Origin of the sequence: uncultured Ralstonia sp. (genome assembly GCA_913056305.1) — a bacterium.
Taxonomy (GTDB): Bacteria; Pseudomonadota; Gammaproteobacteria; order Burkholderiales; family Burkholderiaceae; genus Ralstonia.
Genome location: CAJXMR010000043.1, coordinates 14,597 through 30,557, shown reverse-complemented (window position 1 = coordinate 30,557; position 15,961 = coordinate 14,597). Strand labels below are relative to the sequence as shown.

Sequence of the window (15,961 nt, the reverse complement as noted above, 5' to 3'; positions counted from 1 at the left end):
CGATCACGCCCAGCAGGTTGCCCCGCGCATTCACGAGACCGAGGTACCACGGCTGCGTGAGCGGCACGCGCGCGGGCGCCTGGAAGTCCAGCACCTCGCCGGTGTCGGCCAGCGACAGCAACCAGTAACGCTCGCCGATCTGCACGCCCAGGAAGCTGTCCGTCGACGCCTTGGCGCGCGCCTCTTGCAGGCGGCGTGCCAGCATCGCCTGGTATTCATGCAGGCGCTGGCGGGAGGTCAGGTTGGTGCGCGGCTCGCTCATGTCGGAAGCGTCTGGCGCGTGCCGTTGCTTGGCGTCGCGCGGTTGAAAACGGACTGGCGCAGGGTTACTGCGTCAGCTTGGCAATCTTGTCCAGCAGCTCTTCGGCCTTGACCGGCTTGACGATGTAGTCCGATGCGCCCTGGCGCATGCCCCACACACGGTCGGTCTCCAACCCCTTGGTGGTGCACATGATCACGGGGATGTCCTTGAAACGGTCATCCTTCTTGATCGCGCGGGTGGCCTGGTAGCCGTTCTGGCCGGGCATCACCACGTCCATCAGGATCAGGTCAAACGCTTCGGCCTCGAGCTTGCCCATGGCCTGGTCGCTGTCGGCAGCAACCGTCACCTTGAAACCGTTCTTGCCGAGAATCTCCGACAGGAACAATGCTTCAGTGGGGGAATCGTCAACCACCAGAATTTTCTTGATAGCCATACAAACAATCCTTCGTCGATAGAGGCGCCATTATTGCGCGGCGCCGGCAGCCACCGGCAAATGCGCCTGGACCGCCCCCAGCAGCGCTTCCCGCGAGAAGGGCTTGGCGAGGTGGTCCACCGCCCCGACCAGCCGGCCGCGCGCACGGTCGAACACTCCGTCGCGCGAGGACAGCATGACCACGGGCGTGGCATGAAACTTTGGGCTTTTCTTGATGAGCGAGCAGGTCAGATACCCGTCCAGCTTGGGCATCAGGATGTCGCAGAACACGATATCCGGCTTGAAATCACCGAGCTTGGCCAGCGCGTCGAACCCGTCTTCGGCCAGCACAACCTGGCAGTCGACCTGCGCCAGGAAGATCTGCGCGGTACGGCGAATGGTGCTGGAATCGTCGATCACCAGCACTTTGCGGCCGGCAAGCTGGTTCGCCAGAGGTTGGGATTCGGTCAGTTGTTCCACCCGCGCGGATTGCATCATGTTCTCGCGTTGCGCGACCACGGGTCGCCACGACATTCTGACCGGATGGATCGCGGCAAATCGCCGCACAGCCGGCACGCAAGCCCGCTAGCGTCGACTTCAAAACACCGCCCCCCGGCCCGCTTATGAAGTGTGAAGCTCAGAATTTGACGAAGTGTGACAAGTCACCTATTCGCCGTCAATGGCGTCGCAGCGGACGCCGGTGCGTGTGGCATGGAAGCGACGAGCGATTTCACGGATTCTTCACTTCCTGATACTTGGCTGTCAGCAAGAGGGTGACCGCCCACTTGCCGACATGACAGATCTTAGATCTGCACCATTTCGAAATCTTCCTTGCGCGCGCCGCATTCCGGGCACGTCCAGTTGATGGGCACGTCTTCCCACTTCGTGCCGGGCTCGATGCCGTCATCCGGGGCGCCTTGTTCTTCGTCGTAGATCCAGCCGCAAATCAGGCACATCCACGTCTTGTATTCAATCTGCTGTTCCATAGGGCAAAGCTTCGGTGGTTCCGTCTATTAAAATGGCAGGCCAGATGGTACCGAATCACGCACGCCCGCGCCAGAAAAAGCACCGGGTGAGCGTCTTGTTTGACTGCAAGCTGCGCGCAAACCGCGGCATCTGCGGCAAACCGCCCAATAACTCCAACGAACCGCGCCACCGCCTGGGTTGGCGCGGGGCGTTTCTCTTCCAAACATCGTCCATGTCCAGCTCTTCCCGCAGCGCCGCTCTGTTTGAACGTGCCCAGAAAACCATCCCCGGCGGCGTGAACTCGCCGGTGCGGGCGTTCCGCTCGGTGGGCGGCACGCCGCGCTTCATTGCCAAGGCAGCCGGCCCGTACCTGTGGGATGCCGACGGCACCCGCTATATCGATTACGTCGGCTCCTGGGGCCCGATGATCGTCGGCCACGCGCATCCGGACGTGGTGCGCGCCGTGCAGGAGGTGGCGGCCGACAGCTTCTCCTTCGGCGCTCCGACCGAGGCCGAAATCGTCATGGCCGAGGAGATCTGCAAACTGGTGCCCTCGATCGAGCAGGTGCGGCTGGTCTCGTCGGGCACCGAGGCGACCATGAGCGCACTGCGCCTGGCGCGCGGTTTCACCGGCCGCGACCTCATCGTCAAGTTCGAGGGCTGCTATCACGGCCATGCCGACAGCCTGCTGGTCAAGGCCGGCTCGGGCCTGCTGACCTTTGCTGACACTACGCAGAACGCGCCGTCCTCGGCGGGCGTGCCGGAAGACGTGGTCAAACACACCATGGTGCTGCCGTACAACGACGTGGCCGCGCTGCGCGAGGCGTTTGCGCGCCATGGCAAGGAAATCGCCGCCGTCATCGTCGAGCCGGTTGCCGGCAACATGAACCTCGTGCGCGGCACGGCCGAGTTCCTGCAGGCGATGCGCGCGTTGTGCAGCGAGCACGGCGCCGTGCTGATCTTCGATGAGGTGATGACGGGCTTCCGCGTGGCGCTCGGCTGCGCGCAGGCGCTGTATGGCATCACGCCGGACCTGACCTGCCTGGGTAAGGTGATCGGTGGCGGCATGCCGGCCGCGGCCTTTGGCGGGCGGCGCGACATCATGGGCTTCCTCGCGCCGCTGGGGAGCGTGTATCAGGCGGGGACGCTGTCGGGCAACCCGCTGGCCGTGGCGGCTGGCCTCACCACGCTGCGGTTGATTGCTGCGGATGGCTTCCATGACCGGCTGGCTGCGCAGACGCGCAAGCTGGTCGATGGGCTGGCTGGGATTGCCCGCGACGCGGGTGTGCCGTTTGCCGCTGATAGCGTGGGCGGCATGTTCGGCCTCTACTTCCGCGAAGGTGTGCCGACGAGCTTTGCTGAAGTGACGCGCAGTGACGTGGGCAAGTTCAATGCGTTCTTCCATGCGATGCTGGCTGAAGGCGTGTACTTGGCACCCTCGGCTTTCGAGGCCGGCTTCGTTTCGTCGACGCATGATGATGCGATTCTGGATGCGACTTTCGACGCGGCTCGGAAGGCATTCAAAGCGGTTTGATTTTTGTCTTGGGGGCTGGGCCTTGTTGGTCCACCTCCCTTTCGCCCCCTGCCGGGGCCGACTCACTTTTCTTTGTCTTGCCAAAGCAAGTGAGTCAGCCCCGGCAGGGGATGAAACAGGGGATGGACCACCAACAAAAAGCCCACCCCACAAAAGCATTCAAACCCGCCCCACCGCCTCAACCAGCTCAGCCCCCAATCCGTCGGACGCCGCCATCATCGGCGCCCGCAGCACATTCGCGACCAGCCCTTCCGCCGCCATCCAAGCCTTCAACGGCCCAGGATTGGTCGCAGCAAACAACAACCGAACCACCGGCGCCAGCGCATGATGCAACCGCCGCGCGTCGTTCAACCGCTGCTCTTGCACGGCCCGCACCATCTCCACAAACAACTCCGTACGCACGTGCGCTGCGGCAATAATCGCGCCGACGCCGCCCGCGCATAGCGTGCCGAACACCTGCCCATCCTCCCCCGCCAGCACCTGCAACCGCCCATCGGCAATCACGCGCTGGGTCTTGTCCGCATCCCCGCCGCAATCCTTGATGCCATGGATGTTCGGATGCGCGGCGAGCGCGAGCAAGGTCTCCGTGGAGATCGTCGCGCCAGTGCGATACGGAATGTCGTACAGCAGCACCGGCACGGGTGACACATCGGCCAGCGCCGTGAAGTATTCGATGAGCCCGTCCTGCGACGGCCGGATGTACGACGGCGCGGGCACGAGAAACGCCGATGGCCGGTGCTGGGCCAACCGCAACATGCGCTCGCGCACAGCGGCCAATGCACTGCCAGACACACCCATCACCACCGGCAACCCGTCGGCCGCAGCACGTATCGTATTCAACACGTCAACCTGCTCCTGATCGGTGAGCGCCGCGGCTTCGCCCGTGCTGCCGCAAGCCACAAAGCCGGCAATACCCTGCGCGCGATACCGCGCTACCAACGTGTACAACGCACCGTAATCGACCGAACGCGCCGCGTCATCGACAAACGGCGTGACGATGGGCACCCAGATGCCCGCATAGGAAGGGCGCGCGGCAGCGGTGGACGGATTTTCAAGCATGACAACACTCCTGGACGAATCAACGACCGATCAAGAACCATCAGGAGTGCGTGGCCCGCAGGAGGTGCGGGTGGGTCAACCGTGTCCAACTGTCGGCTGGCCGCTGTTCCGTCGCCCATCTGACGGAACAGCGCTCCGGTCAGACGAGCAGCTGTTTGGAGGCTTTTTTTGCGCGCGCAAGCGTCGACGCAGCCGACTGGCACAGTGCCGGCACGGAGCAGATCGACGAAAGGGTGGAAATCGCGCGCATGGAATTGTCAAAAACGTCCCCACACCGTACTGATGTGTGACGGAAGCGTCAAGCGTCTACGCTAGAGTTCGCTGGAACGCCGTGAGACGATGTCGGTCTCATGCCACATCGCTTTCCTGACCAAGAGGTTTTCATGACCCCTGCCCTGACCTTCCGTTCGACGCGTTTCTCGGTGCTGCGCTGGCTGGCGCTGTCGCTGGCCGTGCTGGCCGCACCCTTCCTATCCGCCTGCGGCTACAACGACTTCCAGTCCAAGGACGAAGCCACCAAGGCCGCCTGGGCCGAGGTCATCAACCAGTACCAGCGCCGTGCCGACCTGATCCCGAACCTGGTGAACACGGTCAAGGGCTATGCCTCGCATGAGCGCGAGACGCTGGAAGCCGTCACACGCGCCCGCGCCGCCGCCACCAGCATCCAGGTCACGCCCGAGACGCTCAACGATCCGGCCGCGTTCCAGAAATTCCAGCAAGCCCAGGGTGAGCTGTCCAGCGCGCTGTCGCGCCTGATGGCGGTGTCGGAAAACTATCCGCAGCTCAAGGCCGATGCGTCGTTCCGCGATCTGCAATCGCAACTGGAAGGCACCGAGAACCGCATCACCGTGGCGCGCCAGCGCTACATCAAGTCGGTGCAGGACTACAACGTGCTGGCCCGCAGCTTCCCGACCAACCTGACGGCCAAGGCGATGGGCTACCAAGTCAAGCCGAACTTCACGGTCGAGAACGAGAAGGGCATCTCCACCGCGCCGGCGGTGAAGTTCTGACGGGCTGACGATCATGTCGAATCGCGCGCGCAGTTTCCTCGCCTTGCTGATGACAGCAGCCCTATGGCTGGCCGTCGCGTTGCCTGCGCGCGCGCAGAGCGACCTGGTGGCCGTGCCGCCATTGGCCGCGCGCGTGACCGACCTCACGGGCACCCTCTCTGCCCAGCAGCGCAGCGCGCTCGAACAGGTGCTGGCTGAGGAAGAGCAGCAGCACGGCAGCCAGATCTTCGTGCTGATGGTGCCGTCCACCGCGCCGGAGCCGATCGAGGCCTACGGCATCCGCGTGGCCGATGCGTGGAAGGCCGGCCGCAAGGGCGTGGACGACGGCGCCATCGTGCTCATCGCCAAGGACAACCCGGCCTCGCTGCGCAAGATGCGCATCGAGGTCGGGCGCGGGCTGGAAGGCTCGCTCACGGATGCGCAATCGAAGCGCATCCTGCAGGACGTGATGGCGCCGCACTTCCGCCAGGGCGATTTCTACGGCGGGCTGTCGGCGGGCGTGTCGGCCATCCAGACCGTCATCGCGCAGGAGAACCTGCCGCCGGCCGCACGCACCAAGCCGCAGAACGCGGGGGGCGGCATCGGTGACTGGCTGCCGGTGTTGTTTCCGCTGGCCATCATCGTGTTCTTCGTGCTGAGCGCGGCGATGCGCTCGGGGCCAGTGACGCGCAGCCTGCCCGGCCGCCCCGGCTCGCGTGTGGTGATGGGCAACCGTGGCTGGGGCCCGGGCGCCATCGGCGGGCTCGGCGGCGGCCTGGGCGGCGGCTGGGGTCGCGGCGGCGGTGGCGATTTTGGTGGTGGCAGTGGCGGCGGCTTCAGCGGCGGCGGCGGTGGCGACTTCGGCGGCGGCGGCGCCTCCGGCAACTGGTGAGCGCGACGATGACATCCACACCCCGACACCATCGCGGCGCGCGCCGCGCCCTCTCTCACCTGTTGACGACCACCGCGCACGCGCGTCGGGCCTTCTCAGCGGCCGACCTGCAGAAGCTGGAGGCGGCCGTGCGCGAAGGCGAACAACGCCATCGCGGCGAAGTGCGCGTGGTGATTGAAGCGTCGCTGCCGGTGCGCGATGCCTGGACGGGCGTGACGCCACGCCAGCGCGCCCGCACGCTGTTCGGCCTGCTGGAGGTGTGGAACACGCACGACCATATCGGCGTGCTGCTTTACCTCAACCTGGCCGACCATGCGGTCGAAATCCTGGCCGACCGCGGCATTGCGGCCAAGGTCGACGCCCACGCGTGGCGCGCCGTCTGCGAGACCGTCACACGCGGGTTCGCCCAGCGCGTGGCGATTGAACCGGTGCTGGCCGCGCTCGAACAGGTCCACGGCATCCTGGCCGCGCATTTCCCCTCCGACGGCACACCACGTGCCAACGAGCTGGCCGACAAGCCGCTCGTGCTCTGACCGCCCACGCGCCCTCGGCCTGCCCGGGCCGAGCGGCATGATGCGATGCGCGGCGCAGATGCCGGCCTCGCCTTGTTGCGCCGAAGTTTCAGGCCAGCCCGCCCATCCACGGCCGCTGTTTCAAGACTGATACAACTTGGCACCAGCAATCGCGCCCCATCGGCGGCCAGCGTGGCCGGCGAGGCGCCTCATCCTTTAGGATGAGGCGACGGCCCTCCACCCTCAGGAATCAAAGGCATCACGTGGCGCGCACTCATCCGCATTGCGGAGCCTGCGCTACGTCATTTCTGCGACACCGGCGCAGCTGACGCGAGATCCCGGGCGCGTGACCCAACGCAGACGTGCACCCGCTGCGCGGGCCATGTTTCACGGATGCAACCAATACGCGTGCTTCTGGTTGCCCCCATCCCCCCGCACTGCAACAGGCAACATCGATCACTTTTTGCGCCCGTTTGCGTATCCCATCACGCACAAAACGGGAGGAAATTCCGTGTTTTCCACGGTGCGGACGGTCGTTCGCAAGGTTTCCGTTTCGAAACATCCAGCGGGTGCCTGCCTGCACAAGCACCACATCCGCAGCAGCATGCCTTGTAAATCAAGGCTTTAGCGGCTGTGGCATGGTCGTCGCTCTGATGCCCCCGCCCAGCAGGCAACACACAACAACACGGGGCAACACAGCGATCCGCAAGCTCGGTACATCAACAGCGCGGCACCCGATGCCGCAGCCGAGACCGCAGGACAGATCAAACAACAGGGTGCGGCGAGCGCGGCATCCTGAGGGGAAGTGCCAGCAAGGCGGGTGCGCCAGCCACATGAGATGGCCAAGCGCCCGATGGTTGCACCAAGCGGCGCCGCTGCACGTGCAGCACGCGACGCGATGGGAGTCGTCGAGCAGTAGCAGTGTCCGGGGGTTACCGTCGGTCTGAGCCGACGCCAAACCAGTCTCGTTGTAACGAGACGATCAGAGTGCCAAGCGTGTGGCCGCCCAACGGGCGGTTGCGGTGCGGCGTCAGTACGTCCCTCCCCCGGGCAGCAGTGCATTGCGGACAGGTGGCTGTTGCCGCCTTTGTTCGAGCAGTCAGTCCAGCTGTCGGCCAGTGGTCGCATCAGGAAATGCGGCCCGAATAGAAGAACCTGGGGGAAGCCATGAACGCGTACGTCAACCGCCCGTTGCTCTACGTCTCGCTGCATCACGACGCAATGCTGTGCCGCTACCTGACACAACAGGGTTGGAGGCTCATCTTTGCCACCAGCCGCCGTGAGCTCGAAGCCCTGGACCTGGATGACGAACCCGCGCTCAGCGGCCTCATGGATTTGACCTGCGGCTATTCCGATGCCGAACTGGAAGAGCTGGAGCCCTGGCTGGCCTCGCGCAACATCGGCTGGATCGGCATGGTCTGCAGCGGTGACGTGCTGACCGACCCGATGCGCAAGCTGCTCGGCCTGTACTTCGTCGATTACTACAACGTCCCCTGCGACAACGCCGAGCTGGCGCGCGCGCTGGGCCACGCCGTCGGCATGGCGAGCCTGCGCCCCGCCGCCACCCCCGCACGCGACGCGCTGCGCCCCGACGGCATGATCGGCAACTGCCCCGCGATGCAGGCGCTGTTCCGCGGCATCGAGAAGGTGTCGAAGTGGGATACACCCGTGCTGATCTCGGGCGAATCCGGCACCGGCAAGGAACTCGCCGCGCAGGCCATCCACCGTGCCTCGCGCCGCGCCGATCGGCCCTTCATCGCCGTCAACTGCGCCGCCATCCCGCCCACCTTGCTGATGTCGGAGCTGTTCGGCTACGAACGCGGCGCCTTTACCGGCGCCACCCGGCGCAAGCTCGGCCGCATTGAACTGGCGCAAGGCGGTACGCTCTTCCTCGACGAGATCGGCGACATGCCGCTGGAGAGCCAGACCAGCCTGCTGCGCTTCCTGGAAACCGGCTGCATCGAGCGGCTGGGCGGCACCGAATCGGTGGCGGTGGACGTGCGCGTCATCTCCGCCACCCACGTCGACCTGGAAGCCGCGGTCATGGCCGAGCGCTTCCGCGGCGATCTCTATCACCGCCTGTGCGTGCTGCGCGTCAAGCAGCCGGCCCTGCGCGAGCGCGAGACCGACATCGCGCTGCTGGCCGAGCACATCCTCAACGCGATCCGCAGCCACTCGCCGGAGCACATCAAGGGCTTCTCGCCGGCGGCGGTGCGCGCGCTCAACCAGCACGACTGGCCGGGCAACGTGCGCGAGCTGATCAACCGCATCCGCCAGGCCGCCGCGATGTGCGAGGACGGCATCCTCAAGCCGCGCGACCTCGACCTGCAGCCGCCGCCGGAACCCGCCCGCCCGCTGACCCTGGCCGAAGTGCGCGAAGCCGCCGAGCGCGGCGCCGTGAAGGAAGCCCTGCAGCGCCACCACGAGCGGCTGATCGACGTGGCCGAAGAGCTGGGCATCTCGCGCGTGACACTGTTCCGGATGATGCGCGAGTACAAGCTGCAGATCCGCAAGAGCGAAATGGGCATGGTCTGCGTGCAGGGCTAGCGCATCGGCAGGCGAGCGCCACGCGCGCACCGGAAACCGCGTCGCAACCCAGTATCGCAACCCCGATAGGCCATGCCCGACTGCCCGCCGAAGACGAAGCCCGCCCTGCCCGCGCCCGAATCGACACCGCCGGGCCGGCAGCGCCTGCAGCGGCTCACGCTCTATGCCGGCGCCCTGCTGTTCTGCGAGTACTTCGTGTTCGCCGCGTGGCTATGGGGGCACTACATCCTGAAGAACCCGACCATTCCGGCGCTGGCGTGGGACCTCGGGGTGTTCTGGAGCGCGTCGGGCGTGGCCCTGCAGCATGGGGCGCCCGCCGCCTATGACTGGGATCTGCTGCGCGCGGCGGAAGCCGTGGGGCTGTCCACCAGCACCTTCGGGCCGTTCCCCTATCCGCCCACGTTCCTGCTGCTGATCTACCCGCTCGGCAAGCTGAGCTTCGGCGCGGCCATGGTCGCCCTGGCCGCTGGCGGGATCGCACTGTACCTGGTGGTGCTGCGGGCACTGCTGCGCCGGTTGCAGGTCAGCTGGCTCCTCCCCGCGCTGGCGTTCCCGGGGGTCTGGGTGACGCTGATCGCCGGACAGAACTCGCTCTTCACGCTGGCCGCCGCCGGAGGTGCGCTGCTCCTGCTGCGGCGTCACCCGGTTGCCAGCGGCGCCTGCATCGCGGTGCTGTGCATCAAACCCCAGCTGGGGGTGCTGTTCCCGCTGTTCCTGCTGTGCGAGCGGCAATGGAAGGCGTTGGCGGCCGCCGCCGTGTTCTCGATCGCCTACCTTGCGCTGACCTGGCTCGCGCTCGGCACCCAGACGCTGCTCGCCTTCGCGCACAGCTTCGCGATGTTCCGCCAGGTGGTGGTCGAGAACGGCGACTCGGTCCTGTACGGTGCGCCGACGGTGTACGGCCTGCTGCGCACGGCCGGCTGCAGCGTGGCCGTATCGTATGCGGCGCAAGCGCTCGCGTCGGTGGCGGTGGTTGCCACCAGCGTGTGGCTGTGGCGCAGCGGCTGCCGATTCGCGCTGCGCGCTGCCGCCTTGCCGCTCGCGACGCTGATGGTGCAGCCCTATCTGATGTACTACGACTTGGCCTGGCTGGCGCTACCGATCGCCTTGCTCACGCTCGACGGTGTCCGCCACGGCAGCAACCGATTCGAGCGGGTCGTGCTGATGGCAAGCTGGCTGGTGCCCGCGCAAGGGTTCCTGGCGGTCTTTTCCCACACCATGGGCCAGTGGGGCCTCATCGCGCTCGCAGCCTTGCTCGTGCTGACCGCGCAACGTGCGCGCCGCGCCCTGCGCGGCGCAACCGCCCACGCGAGCGCGAGCATCGGCGCCGTCGCGCACCCAATCAAGGATGCGGGATAGCGGCGACCGGTTGGTCTACGACACGCCCGCCGGCAGCCAGCCAATACCGGCGCATGACCACCACGAGCAATGCAAGCAGCACCGCAGGCACCATCTGCAGATACCGCCCCTGATACGCCGCCACCACCCCTTGCAGCGGCGCCACCCATGCTGCGGCCAGCACGACCCACTCCACACGGCGCAGCGCCCGGGCTTTCGCATCGCGTAGCAGCAGGACGATCGGCAGGATCAGCCACGCCAGGTCATAGAACATGAGGTAGGGCGGCACCAGCAGCGTGACCACGACAAAGGCGGACGCGCGCAGCGCGAAGCGGGCACGCCGGGCCCACAGGAAGGCCATCGCCGCAACCGCCGGCGCGGCCACCAGCGCACGCACCAGATAGGCCGCGTTCACCGGCAGTCCAAGGCTGCGGCTGATGGCGAAGACCGTCGGCATGCCGACCCACATCGCGCGGCCACCCTCCTCCACCATCGTGTGGCTGAACTCGGGCAGATAGGCGGCGAACGCCGCCCACGCGTCGCGCCCGAAGACCGCACCACTCATGCCGCCAAAGGCCAGGGTACACACCGCGGCCACGCCAAACACCTTGCCATGCCGGCCGCAGATGAGCACCAGCGGAAAGAGCACACCAAACTGCGGCTTGATGGCAAGCGCCGCGATGCAGACCCCGGCAAGCGCGCAATCGGTCTCGAGCATCGCCAGCGCCATGCCTGCGGCCCCAACCGTCAACAGCGTGTTCTGCCCCAGCCCGAGCGCGACGAACACTCCGGGAAACGCCGCCAGCAAGGGCCACAGCGCGCGATCGACACGATGCCCAAGGCGCACGAGCATGCTCCCGTAGATGCACAGGCCCAGCGCGGAATACAACATCAACGCCACACCGAACGGCAACCGCCCGAATGGGAACACCACCAGCAGGAAGGTGGGCGGATACGGCCACGGCGCGTAGTTGACCGCGTGCCACAGCGATATCTCGATCGGCTGCATCCATTGCATTGAAAACACCGCCGCGGCACCGTGCGCCATCGTCACCCGGGCCGCGGACCAGAAGACCCCGAAGTCGTTGCCGACCATCGGGGCGGTGTAGTCCTCCAGCAGATAGAAGCGGACGATCCACACCAGCAGCGCCACCGCTTGCAGTGCAACGGCAACCCCGGCATAGACCGTCAGGCGACGCGCTGCCGGGCGCCGCTGCCAGGCTGACGACATGGCGCTCCCTCCCCGCCGCAGGCCACGCACCTCAGGCACCTCAGGCAGCGCCGCTAACCGCGCTGTCCCCTGACCATCGGGATGACCCGCCGTTCCCCTGCCACCCGGTTGCGCGCGCGACGTTCCTGATAGCGGCGCTTGACGAGATAGATCGGCCGCCCCTTGGCCTCGTCGTAGATGCGGCCGATGTACTCGCCGACCACGCCCAGCCCGATCAGCTGCACGCCGCCGAAGAACAGCAGCAGCGACAGCACCGACGCATAGCCCGGCACGTCCACGCCGAGGATCATCGTGCGCAAGATGATGTAGCTGCCGTAGCAGAACGCCAGGCTGGCGATGGCCAGGCCCAGGTACGTCCAGCTGCGCAGCGGCAGCGTGCTGAAGCTGGTGATGCCCTCCAGCGCGAAATTCCACAGGCGCCAGCCGGAGAACTTGGAGGTGCCGGCACTGCGCGGCTCGCGCTCGTACGGCACGATGACGGTGCTGTAACCCACCCACGCAAACAGGCCCTTCATGAAGCGGTGCCGCTCGGGCAGCTGCTTGAGCGCGTTGACCACGGCCCGGTCCATCAGGCGGAAGTCGCCCACGTTCTCGGGCAGCTTCAGGTCCGACAGCTTGTTGTGCACCCGGTAGTACGCCGCCGCCGTGACGCGCTTGAGAAACGAATCGCAGGCGCGGCTGGTGCGCTGGGCCAGCACCACCTCCGCACCACGCTTCCAGTGGGCAACCATCGTCGGAATCAGCTCCGGCGGGTCCTGCAGATCCGCGTCGATCGGGATCACGGCGTCGCCAAACGCCTCGTCGATGCCGGCCGTCAGCGCGGCTTCCTTGCCGAAGTTGCGCGTCAGGTCGATCACCCGCACGCGCTCGTCGCTGTGCGCGAATTCGACCAGCTGCGCCAGCGTGTCGTCCTTGCTGCCATCGTTCACGCACACGATCTCGAACTGCATGGCATCGATCGACTCCAGGATCGGGATGACGCGCGCGAAGAAGGCGTGCAGCGCCGTGCTCTCGTTGTAGAACGGCACGACCAGCGACAGCAATTGCGCTCTTTTGTACTCAGCCATCATTTCCTCCCCGTCCGCGGCGTCGGCATCAATGCGCGCCGCTTTTATTGCGTGGTGCTTGCACGCTCAAGATGGATGCGGCGTGCGATCTGCATGAGGGCAAGCAGCAAGATGACCGGCATCAACTGGAAGCCGATCGTTTTGATCAACAGCATGCCGCCCATGGGCAGCAGCCAGAGCAGGACCAGCAGTTCGCGCTCGCCGGGCAACCAGCCGCGGCGCCACGCATGGGTGCCGAACCAGGCGATCACCAGGCCGAGGAACGCGAGGTCGTAGTCGTACAGGTAGGCGCTGGCGAGCAGCGTGGCGACGAGCAACGCACTGGCCTGCAATGCAAACGCGCACGGGCGGCGCCACGCGTAGACCACCACGCCGGTCGCCGCCACCGCCACGGCCAGATGCAGCGCGTAGGCCAGCGCCACACCGCCATGCAGCATCTTCACCAGGGCAAAGATGGTCGGCATGCGCGCGAGGATGACCGCGCCGGATTCCACAACCGACCGGGCAAAGCCGGCGTTGTGCAGGAAGGCCGCATACGCCTCTATGCCAAACGCACCCAGCGCAGCAGCCGCCAGCGCAAGCGTCGTCAACGTCATCGCCGCCAGCGCCCTCCACGCCCGCGCGCACACCAGCGCCACCGGCACCATCAAGGCCAGTTGCGGCTTGAGCGTGAGCAGCGCCAGCAACATGCCCGCCACCACCGGCCGGGCGCGCAGCATGGTCAGCGCCAGCCCGCCGCACGCCGCCAGCAGCAGCGCGTTCTGGCCAGTCGCCAGCACCACCGCGATACCGGGAAACGCCACGCTCGGCAGCCATGCCTCGCGCCACGGCACGATGCGGCGGACCACCCACACGAAGGCAGCGGCGCTCACGCCAAAGAACACCGGCACCGCCAGCCAATACGGCAGCAAACCGAACGGCGCCACGAACAACAGGAAGGTGGGCGGATAGAACCACGGCAGGACGGCCTGGTTGGTGGCGATCAACGGCACCGTTGCCACCTCCAGCTGGTGCAGCGTGGCAATGTCGTAGGCAGCCAGCGCGTTGCCCTGCAAGGTCAGCTTGGCGGCGCTCCAGAACACGACAAAATCGCCGCCGGGCGGGAACACCCCAGCCACCTTCAGCACCTCGGCGCGCACGCACCAGATGCCGAAGTAGATGGCGTAGCACACCAGCGCCGCCACGGAGTACACGCGCAGGCGCTCGCGATCAAGCCAATGCCCGGCGCTGGCAGCGGCGAAGAGGCGACGCTTGGCAGTGAGTTCGGCGACAGACATGGCGCACCCTCACGTCCGGCCAGCCACGCGCCGCAGGATGACCAGCAGCATGGCCATCAAGACCAGCGGCCCAAGCTGCGGCAGCTTGAGGAATGGGTTCGCGTGCTCGAACAGCGGCAGCAGCCACGCCAGCACGAGCAGCCCGCGTTCCGCACGCGACAGGCCATGCCGGATGCCGTCGCCCACCACGCCCGCAATCGCAATGCCGAGCCAGGTCAGCTCGTAGTCACGCAGATATGGCGTCGCCAGCATGGTAGCGATCACCAGTACCCCCGCGCGCAGGCCGAAGTCGCGGCTGCGGTGCCAGACGTAGGCCAACGCCGCGGCACCGCCCAGCGCCACCACCGCCTGCAGGACATAGGCGCCGGCGATGCTCATGCCGCCCAGACGCGCCGCCGCCAGCGGCGTCGGCATGCCATACCACGCGGTGATGCCGCCCTCCATGTAATGGGTCCGCGCCCACTGCGCGTTCTCCAGGAACGCCGGCACCGTTTCCCAGCCGCACACCGCCACGCTGGCGAGCGCAAACACCACCGCGGTGAGCGCCGCACTGGCAAACGTCTTCCACGCGCGCGCGGCCAGCAACGCCAGCGGAAACAGCATCGCAAGCTGCGGCTTGATGGCCAGCACGCCGATGAGCACGCCGGCCAGCACGGGCCGCTTGTCGACCCAGAACACCGCCCAGGCGGCCAACCCGGCGGTGAGCAGCGAGTTCTGCCCCATCACGGCCGCGATGATGGTGGCGGGAGACGCCACCACCGGCAGCCAGAGCCCCTGGCGCCAGAAGTTGCCGGTGGTGTTACCGCTGGTGGCGTCTCCCGCCACCAGCGCCGCTACCGATTTCAGATAGACCGCGCCCGTCGCCAGCAGGAACAGCAGATAGCTCCATGCCAGCGGCAACAACGAGAACGGCAGCACCATCAACAGGAACGTCGGCGGATAGAGCCACGGCAGCACCACCGTGCTGTCCTTGCCCAGCGTGCCGTACCGGGCGATCACCGCGGTCAATTGGCCAACGTCATAAGCGTGCAGCGGGCCTTGGGTCAGGGCGAGGTGCGAGGCACCCCAGAACACCGAGAAGTCCGAGCCGGGCCGGGAAATCGTGGCATCGGTAAAGCCCTTGCTGACCCATCCCCAGGAGATGAGCAAGGCGGCAAACAGCACCAGCAGCGCTGCGCTGTACACCCGGACCCGATCGAGATCGAGCCAGCCGCCGGCGACACCGGCATGCACCGGTGCATCGTTCTTGCCCGGCAGGCGCGCTGACTTCGGGTTCATGCCATCTCCTCGCCGCGTGTGCCGGGCTGCGCGTGATGCGTCGTGCCGGGCGGGTCGTGCTGATCTGCTGGTGTGCTGATTGGCTTGTGTGCGTGGCATGCATGGCGGTCGTGGTGGACGCGACGGATTTGCCCTGCACAAGCCTGAACTCAGTCTTGTTCGCGGGTACCGATAAGGCAAGGCGAGAGCCCCGCGTGGCGCGGGTGTTGGCGGCTGGTGAAACGCCGCTGGCGGCGCAACGTTTCAGTGCTGAAGCGCGGGCCTTCCACCTGCGGATCGGCCACATGAGCGGCGTTGCCGAGCGCAACGATGGAGGGATCGACGCGACGGTCGCGCGCCACGTTTCCAGCCGGAAACATCGCCCCTGCAGCGACGGGGCTGGCCCGCACACCCGGTCGGCACCACCACACCGGGCCCCGCGCCCATCCCGCGCGGATTACCACCGTCTACTACGCTAACGCCCCACTGACCATTCGAATGAGGGCACGCCTGCAGGGCCTCATCCCTATGGAGCCTCATCCAAATGCACGCGCCATGGCGCGCGTTTCCACCCGGCAACGGCACCCCGGCAGAACCCGGTGCGCGGCTCGCACTGCC

At 66.7% G+C, this 15,961-nt stretch carries 15 protein-coding genes; 6 read left to right on the top strand and 9 right to left on the bottom strand.

Going from position 1 to position 15,961, the window contains the following annotated elements; genetic code table 11:
* From QZ609_RS09885 to QZ609_RS09870, 4 genes are all read right to left on the bottom strand, one after another.
* Positions 1-262: chemotaxis protein CheW (locus QZ609_RS09885; RefSeq protein WP_295493835.1), on the bottom strand; the 262-nt coding region annotated here is incomplete at its 3' end.
* Between the two features lie 64 nt (positions 263-326).
* Positions 327-695 (bottom strand): response regulator, encoded by a 369-nt coding sequence (locus QZ609_RS09880; RefSeq protein ID WP_295493833.1) that lies wholly within the window; start codon positions 693-695, stop codon positions 327-329.
* Between the two features lie 30 nt (positions 696-725).
* Positions 726-1,208, bottom strand: coding sequence for a response regulator (locus QZ609_RS09875; RefSeq protein WP_295493841.1), 483 nt, complete (start codon positions 1,206-1,208; stop codon positions 726-728).
* A gap of 269 nt (positions 1,209-1,477) precedes the next feature.
* Positions 1,478-1,648 (bottom strand): rubredoxin, encoded by a 171-nt coding sequence (locus QZ609_RS09870; RefSeq protein WP_295493839.1) that lies wholly within the window; start codon positions 1,646-1,648, stop codon positions 1,478-1,480.
* Between the two features lie 224 nt (positions 1,649-1,872).
* Between QZ609_RS09870 and hemL the strand changes: the two genes are divergently transcribed.
* Positions 1,873-3,174: a glutamate-1-semialdehyde 2,1-aminomutase gene (gene hemL / locus QZ609_RS09865; protein ID WP_295493831.1), complete on the top strand. Its 1,302-nt coding sequence runs from the start codon at positions 1,873-1,875 to the stop codon at positions 3,172-3,174.
* Between the two features lie 159 nt (positions 3,175-3,333).
* Here hemL and dapA read toward each other — a convergent pair whose 3' ends face one another.
* On the bottom strand, positions 3,334-4,233 hold the full coding sequence (dapA, locus tag QZ609_RS09860; RefSeq protein WP_295493829.1) for a 4-hydroxy-tetrahydrodipicolinate synthase: 900 nt from the start codon (positions 4,231-4,233) through the stop codon (positions 3,334-3,336).
* Positions 4,234-4,616: 383 nt separating this feature from the next.
* On the opposite strand from dapA, the gene QZ609_RS09855 reads away from it, so the two are divergent.
* From QZ609_RS09855 to QZ609_RS09835, 5 genes are all read left to right on the top strand, one after another.
* Entirely contained in the window at positions 4,617-5,243 is a 627-nt protein-coding gene (locus QZ609_RS09855) for a LemA family protein (protein WP_295493827.1), read from the top strand.
* Between the two features lie 13 nt (positions 5,244-5,256).
* Positions 5,257-6,114: a YgcG family protein gene (locus tag QZ609_RS09850; protein WP_295493826.1), complete on the top strand. Its 858-nt coding sequence runs from the start codon at positions 5,257-5,259 to the stop codon at positions 6,112-6,114.
* An 8-nt stretch (positions 6,115-6,122) separates the two neighbouring features.
* Complete coding sequence (locus QZ609_RS09845) at positions 6,123-6,647, top strand: TPM domain-containing protein (protein WP_295493824.1); 525 nt, start codon at positions 6,123-6,125, stop codon at positions 6,645-6,647.
* A gap of 1,146 nt (positions 6,648-7,793) precedes the next feature.
* Positions 7,794-9,173: a sigma-54 dependent transcriptional regulator gene (locus QZ609_RS09840; RefSeq protein ID WP_295493822.1), complete on the top strand. Its 1,380-nt coding sequence runs from the start codon at positions 7,794-7,796 to the stop codon at positions 9,171-9,173.
* A 72-nt stretch (positions 9,174-9,245) separates the two neighbouring features.
* Positions 9,246-10,532 (top strand): glycosyltransferase family 87 protein, encoded by a 1,287-nt coding sequence (locus QZ609_RS09835; RefSeq protein WP_295493820.1) that lies wholly within the window; start codon positions 9,246-9,248, stop codon positions 10,530-10,532.
* Here QZ609_RS09835 and QZ609_RS09830 read toward each other — a convergent pair.
* The 4 genes from QZ609_RS09830 to QZ609_RS09815 are packed head-to-tail and all read right to left on the bottom strand — an operon-like array spanning position 10,516 to position 15,364.
* Positions 10,516-11,742, bottom strand: coding sequence for a glycosyltransferase family 87 protein (locus tag QZ609_RS09830; protein ID WP_295493818.1), 1,227 nt, complete (start codon positions 11,740-11,742; stop codon positions 10,516-10,518). The two genes, QZ609_RS09835 and QZ609_RS09830, sit on opposite strands and share 17 nt — an antisense overlap.
* A gap of 53 nt (positions 11,743-11,795) precedes the next feature.
* A complete protein-coding gene (locus QZ609_RS09825) occupies positions 11,796-12,809 on the bottom strand; it encodes a glycosyltransferase family 2 protein (RefSeq protein WP_295493816.1) in 1,014 nt (337 codons plus the stop codon).
* A 44-nt stretch (positions 12,810-12,853) separates the two neighbouring features.
* Positions 12,854-14,086, bottom strand: a complete 1,233-nt coding sequence (locus tag QZ609_RS09820) for a glycosyltransferase family 87 protein (protein WP_295493815.1) — start codon at positions 14,084-14,086, stop codon at positions 12,854-12,856.
* Between the two features lie 9 nt (positions 14,087-14,095).
* Positions 14,096-15,364: a glycosyltransferase family 87 protein gene (locus QZ609_RS09815; RefSeq protein WP_295493813.1), complete on the bottom strand. Its 1,269-nt coding sequence runs from the start codon at positions 15,362-15,364 to the stop codon at positions 14,096-14,098.
* Positions 15,365-15,961: the final 597 nt, after the last annotated feature.